Genomic DNA, 21,773 nt, shown 5'->3' with positions numbered 1-21,773 from the left:
ATTATCCCGAAAATTGAAAACTCAAGACATTCTCAGCGCCTTATTCACCGTCTCAGAATTATCCGCCCCATCATTACTCCAAATCATCCAAAACCATTCAATTCTCAGCTCATTAACAATGCACTGAGAATTAATTAAACTTAAAATTCCCATTCTCCCTCATATGCACTAAAAAATATTGCATTCTCAACGCCTTCCTTTCTCACTGACATTCACGTAAAATAATCCCCAAACATCTTCCCTCAAATGGAAAAAGAATATTGAATTCTCAGCGCCTTCATAGTCGCCTGACAATTCAATATTCTTTTTCCACCTAAACGAGTCCAATTACTTCTTTCAAATATTCGATTCTCAGCGCCTTGCAAAGGCGTTGAGAATTACGTGAAATATGGCTTTTTATCAAAGTCACAGGACTCAGAAAAATATTCGATTCTCAAGCCACTATGAAGCCGCTGAGAATTCAATACTTTTTTTGAGTCCGCCTATACCCCAATACGGACTTGATTCTCAACAGACAGAGAGTGCGCTGAGAATCATTCGAAAAACCAAATATTGGGGTACCCCTTGATTTGAGAAAAATATTTGATTCTCAGAGCACTCATAAAAATCCATGCAATAAAGGCCCATAACCCCAGTCTGCCAGGAAAAAATAAATTTCACACTACTGTATCACAGCGTAATACACCGCATTTAATGCCAGCTAATGCCTAAATAGCTTCTGGTCTTTAAAAAATGAATGGCTCGAGAATCAAATGAAAACTGATTACCCGTGGTAGGTACATTAATGGGAAAAGCATCGAATTCTCAGCGCCTTCAGAAAGAAGTCCTGTACAGCACAATAATCAAAAAAACAGGATGGGACTAAAGCTGTATGGCAAATACAGCAGTCTCACGAAGTTTATAGCGCTGTGAGAATCTCATAAAAAAAAATTTTCCGGGTAAACCCAAGGCACAAAAAAAATATTAAAATCTCAAGGCCTTCAATTTTATGAATTGACAGGTTATTCACATCCAAAAAGGAAAAGAAACTGCATATTGTTGAAATAGATGGGTAACAGATGGGAAAAACAGTGGATAATCAATTCTCAGCGCCTTCATAACACGCTGAGAATTAAATAATTCGGCTTAAAACGGAGAAGCCCCGAGGATATAAAATCCTCGGGGCTTCGATGATGTGGAAAAATTTCAATTATATAAAAAAAATATTCGAATACTATTGAAAATCAGAAAGTTAAATTATAATCCAGCTTGCGCACTAATCTCCAGCATTCTGTCTATCGGCCTTTTAGCGGCGATTCTCAGGTTTTCTTCCATAGTAATTTCCGGCTGTTCGTATTCCATGCACAAGTACAATTTTTCCAGTGTATTCAATTTCATGTGTGGACAATCGTTACAAGCACATGCATTATTCGGTGGTGCAGGGATGAAAGTCTTTCCGGGATTTTCTTTTTGCATCTGGTGGAGAATACCGGTTTCGGTTACCACGATATATTCCTGTGCATCATCTTTCTGACTAAATTTCAACAGGCCGGTGGTGGAACCGATGTAATCTGCAACGGCAAGTACTGCTGGTTCACATTCCGGGTGAGCAATAATTTTTGCTTTTGGATGACGGGCTTTCAGTTTGGTGATCTTCTCCAGGGAGAAAATTTCATGTACCATGCAGGCTCCGTTCCATAAAACCATGTCACGACCCGTTTTTTTGATCAAATAAGACCCAAGGTTGCGATCTGGGGCAAAAATGATTGGTTGGTCCGCCGGAACGCTTTCTATAATTTTTTCGGCGTTAGAAGAGGTACAAATGATATCGCTAAGCGCCTTGATACCCGCAGAGCAGTTGATATAGGAAATCACTATATGATCGGGATATTTGTCGCGGAACTTCTTAAACAGTTCAGGAGGAGCACTGTCGGCCAGGGAACATCCGGCTTTAAGATCTGGCAGCAGCACCTTTTTCTGCGGGCTCAGAATTTTTGCCGTTTCAGCCATAAAGTGCACTCCGGCAAAAACGATGATGTCGGCATCAGTTTTGGCAGCCTGCTGACTGAGGCCCAAACTGTCTCCGATGTAATCTGCCACATCCTGGATATCGGGCTCCTGATAATAGTGCGCCAGTACGATCGCATTTTTTTCCTTTTTCAAATTTTCGATCGCTGCAAATAAATCCAAAGCCGGATCAACCGGTATATCCAAAAATCCGTTATGCTGCAAATTTTTTTTCGCGACAGCGATTTCAGTAATCATAGCTATATACTTATTTATTTATTTAAAAAGAAAAGCCCACTACTATTAGGGCTGTGAATATGTGGAAATTAATTTTCCAGCTCCTGTACAAATGTAGTTGTTATTCCTTTTTTATACGCTTTCCACATCTAATTAACATGCCTTTTCCGCGTCATTACTGGATTTTGGGTATTTCATCCACATACGTGGATATCGTTGTTGGTGAAAATCTTTTTTGTGATGTGGGTATTGGAAAAATGTTGAAAGAACGCTTTTACTATCCACAATTCACACTCCGTATTTTTGAGGTAAACTTTTGGCAAAAAAACAAAATTACTTTTACCTGTGTGTAACGGTACCTTTTCCCACCTTATTTTCACTTTTACAGGTGGTTTTACACACCTATTGTGGAAAAAAAAGGGCCGGACGACTAAAACCGCCAAAAAGTACCTGTTGTGAAAATAGACCTATATTATTCACATTTCCCTGTGGATTAAGAAAAACAGCTTTTGCACAAATGTGCATAAACCCATTGCCCCCAAAAGCCGCTCATTTTCCGGAAATACCAGTCATAACGGGCATTCAAAAAAGCTAAATCATTGAAAAAAAATGAATTGCCAAATGGGGACATCTGTGGAAAACCTGTGAAAGAAAAGTGCTCCACAAAAGTGCTATAATGCCCTCAAATCCTTTGCTGTATTGGGTTTGAAGGCAAAAAATACTCTTTTGCAGTTACAGTTATTTTATTCTATTTTTGCTATCCTTAAAAATGTAGACTATATAATATATGTCAGTAATTCAGAAAATCAGGGACAAATATGCCGTCGTGATCGTAGTAGTGATTTGCCTGGCTATTGTTAGTTTCCTGTTGCAGGATGCCTTTTTTGGCAAAAGTTCTCTCGCCCGCCGTTCAACTACTGTGGGTAAAGTAAACGGTCAGGAGCTGGATGTCGCAGACTACCAGCGCCGTATTCAGGATGCCGAAGCAGGCGCACGCCAGCAGATGCCTAATGGTAATATTGACGAACAAACTCGTCAGTATATCCGCGAGCAGGTTTGGAACCAGTTTCTGAATGAACAGATTATGCAGACCCAATATAAAAAACTGGGTATCGCTGTAACTGAAGCAGAAATCGTAGACCAGATCAAAGGTAAAAACCCGAACCCGATCGTTGTTCAGCAATTTACCCGCGATGGCCAGTTTGACCGCGCAGCACTGCAGCAAACTATCGCACAGGCAGGCCAGAACCCTCAGATCCGTCAGGCTCTCGAGCAACTGGAAACCTACATCGCAAAATCCCAGGAACAGGCTAAATATATCACCCTGATCAAACAAGGTGTATATTATCCTAAATGGATGGCTACCCAACAGCAGGCAGATAACAGCAAAACTGCTACTATCTCCTATGTAAGCGTTCCTTATGCTTCTATCGCTGATTCTACTATTAAGGTAACAGATGACGAACTGAACCGCTTCATCCAGGACCATAAACAACTCTTTAAAGTGGAAGAGTCCCGTAAAGTGGAATATGTATCTTTTGATGCCGTTCCTTCTGCCCAGGATTCCACTGCTGCCATCCAGCAGATCCTCGCTCTTAAAGTTGAGCTGGACACCACTCACGATATTGCCGGTTTTATCAACCGTAACTCCGACATCAAATACTATGATGGCTACGTTTCCAAAAACGCAGCTCAGGTACCACAGAAAGATTCTATCGTAAACCTGCCTGTAGGTGCTGTATACGGTCCTTATTATGATAATAACCTGATCGTATTCGCTAAAATGGTTGACCGTAAAAGCATGCCTGACAGCGTGAAAGTACGTCACATCCTGATCGCTTCCGGCGGACCTCAGGGCGGATTACCTGATTCTGTAGCTAAAAAACGTGCTGACAGCATCGCCGTAGCGGTAAAAGGTGGAGCCGACTTTAAAGCGCTCGTTGCTCAGTTCTCCGATGATCCGGGTAGCAAACAAACCGGCGGTGAATACGATATCACTCCTTCTACTCCGTTTGTACCTGAATTCAAAGATTTTGCTTTCGAAGGTACCAAAGGCCAGATCAAAGTGGTGAAAACTCAGTTCGGTTACCACGTAATGGAAATCATGGATCAGAAAAATATCGGTCCTGCCATTAAAGTGGCTTACCTCGGTAAATCTGTTGAAGCCAGCAAAGAAACCAACAACACTGCTTACAACGCTGCAGGCGACTTCGCCAGCAAAAGCCGTAACGCTGCTGCCTTCGAAAAAAATATCCAGGATGGTAAACTCAACAAAAAAATCGCTGATAACGTACGTCCTATGGACTTCGTAATTCCTGGTGTAGGCCAGGCCCGCGAACTGGTTCGTTGGGTAAACGATGCGAAAAAAGGTGATGTAAGCCCGGTGTTTACCCTGGATGAAAAATATGTAGTAGCACTGCTCACTAGCATCCGCCAGGAAGGTACCGCTCCTCTGGATGACGTTAGACCTCAGGTAGAAGCTGAAGTGAAAAAACATAAAAAAGCTTTACAGATTATGGCTAAACTGCAAACTCCGGCTAGCCTGGACGCAGCTTCCAAATCTTCCAACCAGCCTATCTTAAAAGCTGAAGGTGTTAGCTTCGCTTCTCCGTTCATCGCTTCCCTGGGCTTCGAACCCCGCGTTGCCGGTGCTTCCTTCAACAAAGACTGGGGTACTGCTAAAGTATCTTCCCCTATTGAAGGTAATGCTGCTGTATACGTGATCAAAGCTGACAGCTATGAACCAGTAGCACAGCCAGCACAAAGCCTGACAGCTCAACAGGCTGCTTACGAACAGGGTGTTAAATCCCTGCTGGACCAGCAGCTGTTTGAAGTCCTGAAGAAAATGAGCACTGTTAAAGATAACCGTGGTAAATTCTTCTAGCAGACAGATACATTTTTAACTGACATAAAAAAAGGGAAGCAGTAATGCTTCCCTTTTTTCATGGCCATATTCCTTGACCATATCTTCGTAAATTTGTTGAAGTAAAAAACAGACCTATGGATGAAATAATCAATAAAGTAGCACAGAGTGGCCTGGAAACCATCGACCTGGAGAATTATTTTCCTAAGGGAGAAACTATCATTTTTGATATGAAGGATTATCTCTTTATGGGCATGATCCTGAAAGAAAAAGATTTCCGCGCTGCCATGCAATCGCTGGACTGGGAACAATTCCGTGGAAAAAATGTAGGCCTGGTATGTACAGCAGATGCAGTAATCCCCCTGTGGGCTTATATGCTGGTGATGACCAACCTGGAGCCTGTAGCTGCCTATGCTGCCTTCGGAGACGCAGATTTTATATATAAAACATTGTACCTGAAGAATTTATCCACTATTGATGTGACATCTTTCACAGATAAACGTATCGTGATCAAAGGATGCGGGGATAAAAGAGTGGGTGAAGTGGCCTATGCGGAAATAACCCGGCTCCTGCGCCCGGTAGCAAAAAGCATTATGTACGGAGAAGCCTGTTCTTCAGTGCCGGTATATAAGAAAAAGGTCTAGAACCAGCCTCGCTTCCGGAAAATAAAGATCATCAGGATCAACAGTAAACCCATACCTCCCAGGGTATAGAAATAGCCATTCCGCGATTCCAGCTCAGGCATATTGTGGAAGTTCATACCATAAATGCCTGCTATCAATGTAAGCGGCGTCAGCAGGGTGGTCACCACTGCCAGCACCTTCATGATCTCATTCATTTTGAGATTCAGCTGCGAATGATACAGGTCCTGTACGTTCAGAATCATATCGCGGTAGTTATCTGCCAGATCATTACACTGGATAATGTGATCATATACATCCTTATAGTATTTGGTCACATTATCTTCCAGTAAATCACATTCACTTTTGAGATAACCATTCACCAATTCCCTTACTGGTGCTATTCCCCGCTTGAACAGAAATACCTGCCGCCGCAGAAAATTAATACGAGCCAGCGTACGTGTATTGGGTTCGTGCTGTACCACATCTTCCATCAGCTCTATCCTTTCTCCCAGTTTATCCAGCACCTGGAAGTAGTTATCCACAATCACATCCAGTAGTGAATAACAGAGGAAGTCCATGGTACCATTACGAATGCGGGAACCTGGTATCCGCAGTTTATCCCGTACAGGGTCAAAAACATCCCTGGTAGGATCTTCCTGAAAAGAGATGACAAAGTTTTTCCCCATTACAATGCTCACCTGCTCCTGGTCTATGGTAGAAGTTTCCTTGTTGAAATACATCATGGGCAACAAACAGAAGAGACGCTCTCCTATTTCATCCATCTTGGCGCGCTGCCCTATACTGAGGATATCTTCTTCTATCAACGGGTGGATGATAAAATGTGCACAGATAGTATGCACATCTTCTTTACGGAGGCCATCAATATTGATCCAGGTAAACGTTGGTTTGTCGCGATAAACAAACGTTTCTTCCAGCGAAGACAACACTTTCTCCGTACACTCACTACCGTTATAATCAAAAACTGTGACTTTACTGCATTCAGAAGGCTTACGGGAAGATACTCCTGTAGCAGGATTAAAATTCATGATACGCTGCTTTTTAACCTTAAAAGGATTCAGCGCATCCAGCATACCCACACTCGGGATCGGCAATTTATTTTTTACAGATTTCAGCATATCTGCACTAGCTACGTTTTGAACCCAATTTAAAGGAAAATGGCACGCAAAGGAACAAAGAGGCCAGGAATGCAAAGGATTTAACAGAATGTCTTTAGTAACAGCATTCCTGGCCCCTGATGAAAGCTAGAACCTCGGCAACACTATCTCCGGTTGTTTGCCACCGGCAGGACGTTCGAAGATATCCCCGTATTGTGCATTGGCAGGCTTGAAGCCGCTGGTCCACAGGTAAAACCAGCCATTTTCGGAGCCGCCGCCGAAGTCAAGGCGGTCTTTGGCTTTGGCGGTGGCATCATTGGTGAATTTGGCTTTGGTGAGTTCTATCCACTCGCCGGTATTGGTCTTGATCCAATGGTTGCCATAATAACCTTTGCGGCCGAGATGTCCGTTTTCAAAGGAGAAGTTCTCCAGGAAAGAATAGAGATGTCCCATGTATTTGCCGTCTTTAGGTGCACGGAAGCTGGCGATCAGTTTCCACTCGTGATGCTCGGGAACGAAGAAATAAGCGGTGTAGGTAGTGGTGGAACCTACTGGTACGGCATGCATCAGGAAACGATAGGTTTCGCCGGCTTTCCAGTTGTATAGCCAATGACTATGGCCACCAGTACCTTCTCCGCCGAAGCCGCTGGCGTACACGCTATCTCCTTTTGCCAGCAGCACCACCTGGTCTTCGTATTTAACATTACTGCGCTTGTCCGGCTCGGTGCCTGCATCCCATACAGAGAAAATAATTCTCCTCTCAGCAGGACCGTTCACCTGCATACCGAAATATCCGCGATGGAAACCACATGACATAAAATAAGTACCCAGTTTATCTTCTCCTTCAGGTACTTTTATTTCACCATAGAACCATTCTACATTTTTTCCTTCCGGTACCGGATAGTTCAGATGTACAGATGCTGAACGGCGCCAGGATTTTGGGTTGAACTGGATATCCTTTGTAGCAGGGCCTTCCAGGCTGATTCCTTTTACATCTGCATATACTTTTCCGGATTTCTCTATGCCCTTCAGGGTAATGGTATAAAAGCCCGGTTTAGAAATTGTTGTTTGCAGAACGGAAATATCCGTATATTCATTGTTGTTAGGAATGCTTACTATTTTAGTCATTCCATTTAATGTGACAGATACTTTACTACCAGCATCAGATCTGGCTTGCAGGGTTACTTTTAATTTTCCGGAAGTAGCTGCATGAAAATAAAAATTGATGGTGTTGTTATTGCCGGTCCAGTCTATTACGCCATTACTGCTGTTGATCTCTACATCTTTTTCTTCCGGATCGGCGTAGGCAGTAAAACCTGGTAGTACAACCGGTGTCGTTTGGGCAAAGATTTGCTGCACAGACAGGCATATTACCAGTAGTGCACTGAAAAGGGAATATTTTTTCATTGTTCTGTAATTAGTGTTCAGCAAATAAAACAGCCACATCCTCGATTTGCAACGCTTCCGATAAAAAATTACACTGGAATGAGAATCCATTTTATCTACGGTGTGGGAAAAAATCTATACAGCCGTGATGCAGCCACTGGCACAGGGAAATGGCCGCCGGCAAGGATTTTTTTCGGGGAATTGTTTTTGTGTGATTTGTAAGAAGATGATAGACTGTGGTTTTTGTTGTGTTTGTCAAAACTGATGGTTGGCGAAGTCTTATTGGGATGTGGAAGAGAACGTGTTGCACAATTCAACAAGTAATCTGCTTGAGTTAAACGGACACCTGTTATGATTAATAAGAGAGGGGAAATGTCACCGCATTTCTCCTTCTCATTTTTTAGGCTTCTTGTATTTTATCTCCACGGTAGCCACGCCGGTTTTGAGCATACCTAGTTTGGCTGCTGCTTTCCGGGACAGATCTATTACTCTTCCGGGTGCGAAAGGTCCCCTGTCGTTAATGCGCACTTTTACCGTACGGCCGTTGGCGATGTTCATCACTTTTACTTTGGTACCAAAAGGGAGGGTCTTATGGGCCGCTGTAAGCCGGTATTGCCGGAATGTTTCTCCACTGGCAGTACGTTTCCCATCAAAGGAGTCTGCGTAAAAAGACGCTTTCCCACTCTGGGTAACCTTACGGCTACACGCAGTAGTGCTGATCATCAGCGAGATACCAGCCAGCAGCAGGTACTTGTTTTTTACGGAGAGCAATGACGGTGTCATAAAGATATGCGCAGTTTAGGTCCATAAATATAGAGATTATTTCTGATGGGATTGACTTAAACAAAGTGTTATCCCTGTTGTTTTTCTACAGAAAATCATCCGGAAAAAATAAAAATATATGGGAAAGTTAGTTGCCGACCAATTAGTGGAAATGCTGGCTGATGCCGGCATTAAACGTATTTATGCCGTAACGGGAGATAGCCTGAACCATCTGAATGATGCGGTACGCAGAGATGGACGTATTCAGTGGGTCCATGTGCGGCATGAAGAAGCCGGCGCCTTTGCTGCCGGCGCCGAAGCACAGCTCAACGGGCTGGCCTGTTGCGCAGGAAGCAGCGGACCTGGACATGTGCACCTGATCAACGGGTTATACGATGCACATCGTTCAGGCGCCTCCGTGATAGCGATTGCATCCACCTGTGCCACCAATGAGTTTGGCAGTGATTATTTTCAGGAAACGAATACCATCAAGTTGTTTGCAGACTGCAGCCATTACAACCAGGTGGCTTGTACACCTGAACAGGCCCCCCGCATGTTACAAGCTGCCCTGCAACATGCAGTACATAAAAAAGGCGTGGCTGTACTGGGCCTGCCCGGTGATGTAGCTGCCGCTGGGGCAGTATCTATCAGCACTTCCCTGAAGCTGTACCATACCTCGCCGGTATTGCGTCCTGCAGAGGCAGAACTGCAGCAGCTGGCCAACCTGTTACAGGAGGCCGATAAAGTGGTCATTTATTGTGGGCTGGGAGCTACCAGCGCTCATGATGACGTAGTAACCCTGTCCACTTTGCTGAAAGCACCTGTCAGCTACTCCTTCCGCGCTAAAATGGGCATCGCCTATGATAACCCCAACGAAGTAGGCATGACCGGGCTGCTCGGACTGGCATCTGCCTATAAAAGCATGCACGAAGCAGACGTAGTACTGCTGCTGGGCACCGACTTTCCCTATACCCCATTTATGCCTGAAAAAGCGAAGATCATACAGATAGACAAACAGCCGGAAAGACTCGGCCGTCGTGCTTCTCTGGAGATGGGTCTCTGTGGTGATATCGGCCCTACCCTGCAGGCTTTATTACCAATGATACAGGAGAAAAAAGACAGAACATTCCTGGATACCATGGCAGATTTCCATCAGCAAGTAGAACAAAAACTACAAACTTATGTAGAAGACCGCGGAAAAGAAAAAGCCATCAGTCCGGAATATCTTGCCAGTGTTATCAATAGGCTGGCTTCATCCGATGCTGTTTTCACAGTTGATACAGGTATGACTAATGTATGGACAGCCAGATATATAACGGCGACGGGTAAACGTACATTGCTGGGATCTTTTAATCACGGTTCCATGGCCAATGCCATGCCACAGGCCATCGGGGCCGCCTTCGGTCAGCCAGGCCGGGAAATATATGCCTTATGCGGCGATGGTGGCCTTACCATGCTGCTGGGCGATCTGATGACCATCAGTCAGTATAATCTGCCGATAAAAGTGATCGTTTTTAACAACCGCTCGTTAGGCATGGTAAAACTGGAAATGGAAGTAGCCGGTATTCCCGACTGGCAAACGGATATGCTCAACCCGGACTTTGCTGCTGTAGCCACTGCTATGGGTTTCACCACATTTACAGTTCATGATCCGGATGAAGTTGAGCAAGTGCTGGTAAAAGCCTGCAAAACATCCGGACCGGTACTCGTAAATGTTTTCACCAATCCCAGCTCATTGGCCATGCCACCGAAGATAGAATTTGAGCAGATGAAAGGATATGCGCTATGGATGGGTAAAATGATATTAGGCGGAAGATTTGACGATGTCCTGGATGCTGTGAAATCAAATTACAAGCACATCAAAGATGTATTATGAATTGCGGTTGGTGAGGGCCGGGAAATGGGGTCGCACTTCTTCAGCCAGTTCATCAATAATTTCAGCAATAGGACGAGTACTACACTGTATCCCGGTGACAGCGTGATTCACGCCATTACAAATTCGTAATGGCGTTGCAGTTAGAACGGATAACCGATAGCGATATTCAATATCAGGTTTTTCTTTCGCCAGTCGGGATCTCCGAAATTAATTTTATTAAACACCCATCGTTCATTGGGCGGCAGATAAGGAATACGGAAAGGCGTTGCCACGTCGAAACGCACAACCACAATAGAGGCATCTATTCTGAGACCTACGCCGCCACCCACTGCAATCTCTCTATAAAAAGAATCAAATTTGAACTGGCTGCCGGGCTTCTCCGGTACATTCTTTTGCAGCCATATGTTGCCCGCATCAATAAATGCAGCGAAATTAAATACGCTGGTCAGGTGAATACGTACTTCCGAGTTAAATTCCAGCTTGATATCCCCGGCTTCATTGGCCAGCAGGGAGCTGGTATCCTGGGCTTTATTGAAATAGGAACCTGGTCCCAGTGTACGGGCTCTGAAGGCACGGATACTGCTGCTACCACCGGTAAAGAACTGCTTAACAAAAGGCAGTGTCGTAGAGTTACCATAAGGCAGCCCATACCCGATAAACAGGCGGTTGACCCATTGTTTGCCTTTGCCTATACTCCAGTAGTGACGGCCTTCGAGCGTAAGCCGCTCATATTGGGCAAAAGGGTTTTTTAATATGTTTTTGGTAGAATCTCCTTTTTTGATGAGCAGCCCTGCGATATTTCCAGACACGTCGATATTGCCGCTCAGGAAGAAGCTGTGTATACGGTTGGCAGTCTGGTTGTTGAAGGTGATCGTGTAATTGCCGCCCATGATAAATTGTTTTTCGATAGAAGCGCGCTGGCTGGGATCATTAGCCAGGATACTGTCGTAAGCATTGGTTGTTTTGGTAGGCAATACATAGGTGACAGCAATAGGTGAAAAGGCATGATTGAGATAGGCTGTTTTCTGCCATAGGTACTGCAGCTGCAACGTATAGGCGTTGAGGTCATACAGGTTTACCCGGCTGTACAGCTCGTAAGACGCGCTTATACGGGTGCGCGGCACATAGGGTGTACGGATATTGAATGGGATGGGTGTCAGGAAACGAGGGAAAGTCACCGCTACTTCCGCTCCCAGATTGTAAGAGTTGGAGCCGCCGCCGCTATTATTACCCGTTTGCCATTCCAAACCACCCCGAAGCCCTATTTCCAGCGATGTGGCGGAATGCAGCCAGTTACGGTTCTTAGCTGTAATACGGGCCTCAGAACCAATGTAGCCATTGGATTTGGAAGTCCCTCTCAACTCCGTTTGTAAGGAACGGCTCTTATAGGGTGTCAGGTAAAACTTGGCATCGAGCCAGCCACTGTCGAGTGATACCCGGTTATTGACCATAGCGCGGTAAGTACCGGCGAGCGCAGTGTCGCGACGGTAGGTGCTGTCGGCGCCGCGTTGTACGAACCGTGGTCTGGAGGTATCTCTGATGGCAGGCGTATTAGGATTGCCGCCGGTAATGTTGTGGCGGGAAGTATCTCTTACAGGCCGGAAAGAGCCTTTCACAAATTTGAATACGCCCAGATTGATAAGACGTTGCAGGGTAATATTGTGAGAGCTCAGCCGGTAAAGGCTGTCCGGCCGTAGAAACACAGAGCGGTCAAATACAATAGGCTTAAAACGTTTGGCGGAATCAACGATATACATGCCGTGGTAATACAGCGGTGTACCCTGGGTAGACAAGGAATCGTTGTCCAGTGAATAGTCCGGAAACAGGCTGATATCATGCATCCGGTAAGGGCGGAGTGCCAGCAATGGCGTATTGTCTTTTATCTTCACAAACAGGTCTACCGTACCATTGTTGGTGGTATCGGCCTGCACCAGCAGATAATCCGGTGTAAAATAATAATAGCCCTGTTCTTTTAAACTGGCGTGTATGCGTTCCCGTTCGGCTTTGATAGAATCCAGTGAATAAGGTGCTCCTACTTTCAGTGAGCTTTGGTCGTAGGTTTTAGTGACAGTACGGCCAATAGCGCTGGTATCAGTAAGGTAGGTCACACTTTTGATGGTATAGCGATGATTAGGCACCGCTTCGTATTGGATAGCGGCTTTTTTACTGCCTTTGTTTTTTATGGAAGAAGAAACTTCGGCCTGAAAATAACCATTGTCAATGAGATAGTTTTCGAGCACCTTGCCTGTATAATCAGGTTTAGCCTGGCTGAGCAATACAGGTGGTTCTCCCCATTTTTTGCGTAAAAGGTAGTTCAATCCTTTTTTCTTAGGCTCATGGCCCATATTATACAACCACAGCTTGATGGGCATGCCCAGGAATTTGCGGTTGGGACGTGGACGTGTTCTTTTGTCCATCCCTTCGCCCAGGGAGCTGTAGTCTCTTGGTTTTTTACCTTTCCATCGGATTTCGCTGCCGGTAAAGAGACGGTCACCTTCCGGTACCGAACGGGTAGTGCTGCAGGAGCTGATAGCCAGGAAGCCCAGGCATAAAATGATACATATGATGATATAGCTATTTCCCTTCTGCATTACTTCTTCTGATTTGTTTCTGCCTGCTTCGCCTCTTTTATGGCTTTTTCATCGCGCAGGCGTTGTTGTTTGTTTTCTCTTTTGGAGCGCTGGAATATTTCCCTGAATTCATCATAATCCATTACCAGCATAAAGGCAACGCCGGTTTCGGTGTACTGACCCTGTATAACGGTTTGGTTATCATTACGCTGATATACCCTCAGCCGGTACCGGCCGTCGCGGCTCAGTTTATATTCTATGGAGATATCACCTACCAGTGAACTGGCGTTTTGCTGGTTGCCTGTAAGCATGATATTGGAACCAACGGAAACGGTTAAACGTTCATTGAATAATTTTTTGGATGCGCCGATATTGAGGTTGGTCGTTTCCTGTGCAGAACCGGTAGAATAGTCTTCTCTGCTTTGCAGGTCGAAGCTGAGGTCTACCCCTTTGATCAGATTACCGGCCAGGTTATTCAACTGTTGGGATAATATCTTACTTACGCTGTTGCGTGCAGCCTGCCCTACAGCGTTTCCGCCATTGTCCAGTGTGCTCATCGGATCATCAGGAATGAATGTGTTGAGCACCAGCAATCCCATTACCTGTTTATTCAGTTCAGATGGTACGAGGTTGATCTGTTTGATACGGTTATAAGGCATACCGTTGAACACATTGCGTTCCCTTTCAGGCATATCGAGCTGGAAGCTGATATCTGGTTTCAGCAGGCTGCCTTTGATCTTGAGGTATACATCGAAAGGAATACGTTGTTTATAAGTATTCCGCTGTTCCGTTGACATACCGCCAAGCTGGTCCTGTATGAGGTCTATGGCCGGGGCGTTGACACTGTATTTGGCGGTGATGTCCAGATCGGCGCTCATGGCATCTCCGTTGAAAGAGATGAAGCTGCCTTTCTGGATATCGAAGGAGCGTTTGATGAGCTGATTAAGCGACATTTCATACTTTCCTTCAGAGATTTCGTAACGGCCGGTAATGCTCATTTTGTTGCTGGGATCCAGTGTAGCGTTGAGGTTAGCGGTACCTTTGGCCTGTACGTAGTCTCCATTGTCTTTATCGATAATGATTTTCAGCATTGATTCCGGCGTGATTTCCAGATTGCCGGAGAAGAAGACACCTTTGAGTCTTGGGTTGCTGTATTTGGCGCTGTCCAGTCTGGCCAGCAGAGCGGTATCTATCGGGTGTTTTTTATCAATAAATTCCACGATGCCTTCCCTGTCGGCCAGTCCGGGCTCTTCCTGCGGCAGGATCATGGTGACGCTGGATTTGTCGCGGAGTTTTACATTGGCATCTACTCTGGGCAGATCAAGGGAACCACGAACAGTAACTTTACTGTCAATAAAGGCCGGACCATAGATCCACTGATCGTTGTTTTGTTGTTTGCCCAGCGCCATGAAGTTATCGGCTGTGATATTCAGATTAAATCCGTATTTGATAAAATCGGTGGTGTTGATACGCCCGTTCACAATGAGTTCATTGTTGAGGCTGTCGGCTACCACCAGGTTGTTGAACAGGATGCCTTTATCATCAATTACAATGTCTTCATCAGGCAGGTGCAGATTGCTGCCTATGTAGCTGATCACACCACCGGCATTATTGAAATGCAGGTCCCCTTTCACATTAGGCTCGCTGGCGGTACCGGAGATATTAAACTGGCCATTGGCGCTGCCATACATATGGGTGATGTTTCCCATGGTGAAAGGTTCCAGTGATGCCATCTGCAGATTGGCGACAGTCACCTGTGCGTTGATGGTGCTGTCGTAGGTGCCGGCGATATTCACATCGTTGCCATGTCCTTTGAGGGTAGCATTGAGTTTATACGTTTCCGGGTTTACATTATCTACGGTCGCGTCGAGTGTGCCTAACTCGGCTGCTTTTACGCTAAGGCTGTCCACTTTGAGTTTGGCATGAACGAGTGGCTGGGTGTTCCAGTTGCGGACCAGCGCTTCTGCATTGAGGAGGCCATTGGCCAGCAGGGTGTCGGTGGCGAGCATACCGGTGATAGTGCCCAGCTGGAAATTGCCGATACGGACCTGCAGGGCAGGCGTGGCGCTGGTGTCAGGCAGAGTGTTGATAGCGATGGACTGTTCACCTTGGAACAGTTTGATGTTGGCCGTATCCGGCGCGCCGTTTTTGATGCGCAGGATATTGTTTTCAGCTACATTCCAGGGCTGTTTATTCAACAGCAGATCGGGCTTAAGCGTCAGCTGCATCACATTGTCCGGCAGGAAGGATAATATGCCGCCGAGCCGGTATTTAGGTTGTCGTTTAATATCGTCGAGCAGCAGGCCGAAATTGACCACTCCGGTATTGGCATGTGCCAACAGAACGGTGTGCTGCAGCGGGAAAGAAGGATGTTTCATGTCCGCGACAGACAGACGGGTTTGCAGTGAGGTGTCTATTATGCGGGCATATAACTGCAGGCTGTCTATCTGGATAGAGTCGTACTTGAATTTGGGAAGATTGGCTTTTACAAACAGTAGACTGCTATCGCTGTTGAGACGACCGCTGATGTCCATTGGCATATCCATCTGGAGGCCGGATATCAGCGGAGCAAAGCTCCGGGGCACCTGCAGGGAGGCCGCGAATTCCAGGTGCTGACCTGGCGGAATGATCACCATACGGCCGGAATCGGCAGGCAACAGCGGTTTCATGATGATCCGGTTGAAGGCGTCGCCGATTTTAGTATAATCCATATAGCCGTTGGCCGTGATGGGGCCAAACGGACTTTTGATGTCGATGTATTGCCGGTCGAGATAGTGAGCCACTAATGAAACAGTGTCTAACGGCACTATCTGGTCTTTGGCGGTTATCTGCCAGTCGGTCAGCAGGGCGTTCCCTTCCAGCCGCTGTGGTGCCAGGCTGCTGAAGTCTGCTACCAGATTGCCTTTCAGACTCAATGGTTCTGTGTACCAATGAGTCGCATAGAGATCGGCATTGGTAATCTCCATATTGGCTTTCAGCGACTGCAAGGCAGTATCACTCAACTGGCCGCTGATGTCAAAAGTAGTATTGAGACTGGTATCCGCACTTTCTCCTTTTGCCTGGAAGGCTCCTTTATGGATACTGGCGTCTACATTGATATTGCGGTAAGTATAGCGGTTGTAGGTCGCATCATACAGCGTGACAGCGGCCTTGGCTGCCATTTGTTTCAGCGTATAACCCTGACCGGTAGCCGATAATTTACCGCTCATCCATCCATAGGCGGTGTCATAGAGCATGATACCCGGATGTATTCTGAAGGATGGGATATTGATATCGTAAGTACCGCGGATGCTGTCGGTGATATTAGACAGTCGTGCGTTCACACTGGCGTTGGCGTAGTCGCTTTTCAGCTGTAACTGCGTCAGCATATTTTTCATGCCGCCTTTGAAGAGGCCGGTGATGATCATATGTTCTGGCAGTCGGGGTGTATCCGGCAGCGTGCCGGCTGGCAGCCAGGATCGCAGCGGTTTATTACCTGACTGGATAAAAAGATCCGGCAGATTGGCATTTAAACGGTCTGCATCAGTCACATGCTCCACTTGTCCGTTGGTGGCTTTGATGAGGTTGCCGTCATGGTCGTTGAGGTACAGCTGTTTGATATTCAGCATTCCCAGATTACCTTTTAATATAGCCGATAGCGTTAGTTGTTTTTTCCACAGTGGATTGAAGTATTTGTTTTTGCGCGCATCGGGTACAAAGGGAAGCCATTCCGCGAGGGCTATCTGTACAGAATCCAGATTGGCGTCGAGGCCCAGCTGGTCCATATGATCAGCGATGCCATCCCAGGATGGAACGGTAACGGCTATATGTTTTCTAAGGATGCTTTTGTTGGTTTGTACCAGGAAATTTTTCAGCGTAAGGCTTTTGGGCGTAAAGGAGATGTCCATATTGGCCTTACGGATGGTGAAGCCTGACCAGTCGCGGGCGGAGAAGCTTTTTATGCTGGCCAGGGTGCTATCCGGGCTATACTGAATATTGGCAATCTTTGAATAGATGCCGGTCAGAAACAGGTGGTTGTAGTCCGGGTCGGGACCGGCAGCCTTTGGTGTGGGCGTACCGTTATCGTACCGCAAACCAAGGCGGTCGAGGTTGACCTGTGTGGCAAATACCTGCCATGTATTGGGTGTAGTGTCGGGAGTCGCCGGCGTATGATCCTTACCGGGCACCATGGCTAGCGAGCCCGTGGTATTGCGGATGGTCAGGTCTCCTACTTGTATCCGGGTAGAATCGGTATCGAGGTTGCTGTTACGCAATACTATATCTCCTATTTTCCAGAGGGTAGATATGCCGATACCATCGCTGCTGTACAGGAAAGAACTGTTTTTGATCTGCAGCTTTTTCATCAGCAGGTGAATGCCTGGACTGCTGGTATCTTCAGCCGGTGGCGGCGGAGCCGCATTGGTAGCTACTGAAGGGATATACTGCTGTTGGAAGAAACCTTTGAGGCCAACCAGCTCAATTCCTCTGAAGGCGTAGATGCCATCGTCAACAATCAGATCGTCGGGGTATATATGAAGGGTATCCCATGAGGCGATGGCGCCCATCCCACCGGGTTGATCTTCATAACGCAGCCTGGCATGCCGAAGGGATACGTCTTTGATCCTGAACTGAAGTGTGGTGCCTGAAGCAGGCGCGATAGTATCAGGAGTTGTTTTTTTTGTCGTGAATGCATCAATGGCAAACTGATAGTTGAATGCGGAATCACCTTTATTACGGTAAGCATTGATCAGCAGGGAGTCCCATTCCAGCTTGTCAATCTGAAGTTCATTGTTGATAAGGGCCAGCAGGTTATAGCGGACTTTAAGAGAGCTGGTATAAAACAGGGCTTGGTGTGCGGTGTCGGCCACATAAACGTTCCGCAGTTCCAGGTAATGCCATCCTCTTGCCCGAAGGTAGCCTATCTGTACTTTGGTCTTCAGTTTCCGCTGTAAATAGATTTCCCCTTGTTCTCTCAGGTAGTTCTGTACACCATTCAACTGTAATAATAAAACTGCCATTACGGGCAAAAGAAGCACCGCAACAATGATCCATAAAAGCCAACGCCACCAGGGGCGGCCGCGTTTTTCTCCGGTTTCTGCTGGTTCTGTCACTATGTTTGATTACTAAAAGTAATTTATGAAATAAAACGCACGAGCGTTCCAATGGTTTATTTTTCGGGTTTAACCCTGAGTTTCCGCCGATTAGCCCTGCACCAGTACAAAATCCATACCCGCAGGTATTGGGGGTGAATAATACTGCAAGGATACACTAAAATACGTGAACGGGCATACTGAAAATTGATGGCAGACGTGGGAAAGAGCGTCTGTTGCTGGTGGTTGGGTAGATTATTTCCCGCTTTGAGGGGAAGACAGGGAGGGTTTGTTGCGCTGGTTAAAACGGAAAATATAATATTCCAACTTATCTTTTTTGTCTTTGTCTGTGCTGAATTCTTCCAGTAGTTCGGGGTCTTGTGGCAGAATGTATTTCCGGAGATTATAAAGAGACAACTCCAGTATCTCGCCGGTAATGATGTTGATAACTTTTTTCAGATGTATGGGAGTGTTGAGTGTACTGACAGTCATATCCGCCTGATTGTAGATACTGCGGGATGGTTGAACACCATGGATTTCATAAATGCAATAATAACCTGCCTGGTGTATTTCATTCAGGCCATTATCTTTTATGTAAACATGCTGACCATCACAGAAGCCCCAGTAGCTTTTTATTTTATGCTCCTGCCCTGCCCGGTCGCGCATCACCAGTTCATTTCTGCTGGCCAGCAGGTAGATCTGGGCCGCGGTACTACGGCTTTTTATCACCAGATCTCCTTCTTCCGAAGGGCTGTTGAACTGAAATTCCCGGAACGACTTATAGAGTCCCTTTTTTAGTGTGCTGGCATACAGGATAAGATTCTCTTCTCCCTGATCCTGCGCAGCAGCAGAAAGGCAAATGAAAAAAAATCCCAAAAGGCAGCACCATTGTTTCATAGATAACAAATGTATCCGGAATCATGGCTGAGCGCCGGGAAAATAGCTGAACGGCGGATTTATTTCTGCTGATCTGTTAATTCTGTCTGTAAAACTATCAAGTTCAGGATGGCTTTTTCGGGATAAGACCAATTTCTTCCCAGCGGTCAAGCAGAGCGGCAGACAGACGTCTGAAAATTTTCTCCCCGGAGAGATCGGCGCGGCTTTCCAGGCGGGCCTCCCAGAGATTGAGCTGTCCGGAGGTATTATCGTACAAATTGATGTCAAAGGTTTGTTGTGTCCAATCTACCATCATTCTGCTGGAGTTGGAATTATCCTGAGCGATAACGTTTTGTATGGAGGTAGGAGTAACCACCATATACAAATCGGGATGATGTGTTTTAACAGCAGTGTTAATCTTTTCCTGCAAATTGTCGGACTCCAGACCTATATATTCGAGAGAACATGCCAGCCCTTTTTTCTCGAGTCTTTTTTTCATCTCATACTGGAGGTCCTGTATATATTTTCTGCTAGACATGGGACCGGAAGAGAGCAGCAATAGTGTTTTCCGGGGCCGCGCTTCAATGGAGGCTGCAGAGATTTCATACACCTGATAATAGACTTTCCCTTTGATATTTTTTTTCTGCGCCTGCAGCTGGAAAGAGAGCAGGCAGGTTGCGGCAACAGCAATGAATCGTTTCATGGTACAGGTTATAGGGGCCGTAAAAGTAAGCCAATTCCGGCAAAATAAAAGGCCGGGTAAAAACCCGGCCCGGCTGAAGGTTACAACAAAATCTAAACCTGCTTATGAGAAAAGCGTTAATAAATAGCTACTAGCTTTTAGCCGTTAGCTGTCATCATATTTTATGAACGTTGCCTTCAGCCTGTTAAGCAACAGGCTAAAAGTTTACCGCTATTATTATCAGAGTGCCATTGCCTGTAAGGAATGGTCTTTGCTTTCCAGTTGGGAGCTTCCCATCAGGAATTCATCTACTTTTCTCGCACACTCGCGACCTTCACTGATGGCCCATACCACCAGTGATTGTCCGCGGCGCATATCGCCAGCAGCAAATACTTTAGGAATGGATGTCAGGTAATCTTTTTCAGTCGCTTTGACATTGCCTCTTTCATCTTGTTCTACATCCAGCTGTTCCAGCATGCCGGTATGTTGCGGATGTACGAAGCCCATGGCCAGCAGCGCCAGTTCGCAGGGAATATCTCTTTCGGAGCCAGGTACTTCGGTGAATTTGGCCGGTCTGCCATCGGTACCCAGAGACCATTGGAGGTCCACCAGACGAAGGGCTTTCAGATGGCCGTTTTCGTCACCCACAAAGGCTTTGGTGGCAATCGCCCATTGGCGGTCAGCGCCTTCTTCATGGGAAGAGGATGTTTTTAATATCATCGGGTAGGTAGGCCATGGCATAAAGTCGGTACGCTCGCCCGGAGGTTTGGGCATGAGCTCCAGCTGTGTAATGCTGATGGCGCCATGACGGTTGCTGGTGCCTACGCAGTCGGAACCGGTATCACCACCTCCTATCACTACCACATTTTTGCCGGTGGCCAGAATATCCTGACCATCCACGGGAATATTACCTACTCTTTTGTTTTGCTGTTTGAGGAAGTCCATGGCATAATGAACCCCTTTCAGTTCGCGACCAGCAATACCAAGATCGCGTGGAATAGTGGAGCCACCGGCAAGTACGATGGCATTGTATTCCCTCAACAAATCGTTGGTACTAACGTTAACGCCTACGTTGGCATTACATTGGAAAGTCACGCCTTCTTCTTCCATCAGTTTGATCCTGCGGTCGATGGTCCACTTTTCCAGTTTGAAATCGGGAATACCATAGCGGAGTAGTCCTCCGGGTTTATCATCTCTTTCAAACACGGTAACAGTATGACCGGCATAGTTGAGCTGCGCAGCAGCAGCCAGCCCGGCTGGTCCGGAGCCAACAACGGCCACTTTTTTGCCGGTACGCATCCGGGGGATTTTAGCCTGTACCAGTCCTTTATCGAAAGCAATTTCAATGATATGCTTTTCGATTTCCTCGATGGCCACTGGCGGCTGGTTGATACCCAGCACACAGGCGCTTTCACAGGGAGCCGGACAGATACGGCCCGTAAATTCCGGGAAGTTATTGGTAGACGTCAGGATATCATAGGCTTCCTGCCAGTCCTGACGGTAAACAGCATGATTAAATTCAGGTATTACGTTGCCGAGCGGGCAGCCGCTGTGGCAGAAAGGAACGCCGCAGTTCATACAACGGGCAGCCTGCTGGTTCAATTTGTTGTCAGGAAAACGTTCTACAAACTCGTTGTAGTGACTGATCCTTTCCCGGGGATCAGATTTCCCGGGCTGCTCTCGTGTAAATTCCAGGAATCCTGTAGGTTTACCCATAGTCCTAATTTA

12 protein-coding genes are annotated in these 21,773 nt (G+C 46.3%); 3 read left to right on the top strand and 9 right to left on the bottom strand.

Features of this window, described 5'->3' with window-relative positions; translation table 11 throughout:
- Positions 1 to 1,236 precede the first annotated feature (1,236 nt).
- The gene (nadA, locus tag DF182_RS13305; protein ID WP_113616089.1) at positions 1,237 to 2,244 is read right to left on the bottom strand and encodes a quinolinate synthase NadA; all 1,008 of its coding nucleotides are present in this window, start codon (positions 2,242 to 2,244) and stop codon (positions 1,237 to 1,239) included.
- A 766-nt stretch (positions 2,245 to 3,010) separates the two neighbouring features.
- Between nadA and DF182_RS13295 the strand changes: the two genes are divergently transcribed.
- Complete coding sequence (locus DF182_RS13295) at positions 3,011 to 5,107, top strand: peptidylprolyl isomerase (protein ID WP_113616087.1); 2,097 nt, start codon at positions 3,011 to 3,013, stop codon at positions 5,105 to 5,107.
- A 116-nt stretch (positions 5,108 to 5,223) separates the two neighbouring features.
- Complete coding sequence (locus DF182_RS13290) at positions 5,224 to 5,730, top strand: DUF2480 family protein (protein ID WP_113616086.1); 507 nt, start codon at positions 5,224 to 5,226, stop codon at positions 5,728 to 5,730.
- Here the strand turns inward: DF182_RS13290 and corA are convergent.
- The 3 genes from corA to DF182_RS13275 form a co-directional block, all read right to left on the bottom strand.
- The gene (gene corA / locus DF182_RS13285) at positions 5,727 to 6,845 is read right to left on the bottom strand and encodes a magnesium/cobalt transporter CorA (protein ID WP_113616085.1); all 1,119 of its coding nucleotides are present in this window, start codon (positions 6,843 to 6,845) and stop codon (positions 5,727 to 5,729) included. The genes DF182_RS13290 and corA overlap by 4 nt on opposite strands.
- 126 nt (positions 6,846 to 6,971) lie before the next feature.
- Positions 6,972 to 8,231, bottom strand: coding sequence for a DUF3472 domain-containing protein (locus DF182_RS13280; RefSeq protein WP_161964135.1), 1,260 nt, complete (start codon positions 8,229 to 8,231; stop codon positions 6,972 to 6,974).
- A gap of 372 nt (positions 8,232 to 8,603) precedes the next feature.
- A complete protein-coding gene (locus tag DF182_RS13275) occupies positions 8,604 to 8,993 on the bottom strand; it encodes a septal ring lytic transglycosylase RlpA family protein (protein WP_113616083.1) in 390 nt (129 codons plus the stop codon).
- A gap of 118 nt (positions 8,994 to 9,111) precedes the next feature.
- On the opposite strand from DF182_RS13275, the gene DF182_RS13270 reads away from it, so the two are divergent.
- The gene (locus DF182_RS13270) at positions 9,112 to 10,848 is read left to right on the top strand and encodes a thiamine pyrophosphate-dependent enzyme (RefSeq protein WP_113616082.1); all 1,737 of its coding nucleotides are present in this window, start codon (positions 9,112 to 9,114) and stop codon (positions 10,846 to 10,848) included.
- Between the two features lie 140 nt (positions 10,849 to 10,988).
- Here DF182_RS13270 and tamL read toward each other — a convergent pair whose 3' ends face one another.
- From tamL to DF182_RS13240, 5 genes are all read right to left on the bottom strand, one after another.
- Entirely contained in the window at positions 10,989 to 13,439 is a 2,451-nt protein-coding gene (gene tamL, locus DF182_RS13260; RefSeq protein WP_113616081.1) for a translocation and assembly module lipoprotein TamL, read from the bottom strand.
- A complete protein-coding gene (locus tag DF182_RS13255) occupies positions 13,439 to 18,508 on the bottom strand; it encodes a translocation/assembly module TamB domain-containing protein (protein WP_113616080.1) in 5,070 nt (1,689 codons plus the stop codon). Before DF182_RS13255 ends, tamL begins: the two co-directional genes overlap by 1 nt.
- Positions 18,509 to 18,742: 234 nt before the next feature.
- Positions 18,743 to 19,384, bottom strand: a complete 642-nt coding sequence (locus tag DF182_RS13250) for a hypothetical protein (RefSeq protein ID WP_147243430.1) — start codon at positions 19,382 to 19,384, stop codon at positions 18,743 to 18,745.
- Between the two features lie 103 nt (positions 19,385 to 19,487).
- Complete coding sequence (locus tag DF182_RS13245; protein WP_113616078.1) at positions 19,488 to 20,066, bottom strand: hypothetical protein; 579 nt, start codon at positions 20,064 to 20,066, stop codon at positions 19,488 to 19,490.
- Between the two features lie 219 nt (positions 20,067 to 20,285).
- Positions 20,286 to 21,761, bottom strand: a complete 1,476-nt coding sequence (locus DF182_RS13240; RefSeq protein WP_113616077.1) for a glutamate synthase subunit beta — start codon at positions 21,759 to 21,761, stop codon at positions 20,286 to 20,288.
- Between the last annotated feature and the right edge of the window lie 12 nt (positions 21,762 to 21,773).

It is taken from the genome of Chitinophaga flava, from assembly GCF_003308995.1.
Lineage (GTDB): Bacteria > Bacteroidota > Bacteroidia > Chitinophagales > Chitinophagaceae > Chitinophaga > Chitinophaga flava.
This window is presented reverse-complemented; position numbering and strand designations above follow the sequence as displayed.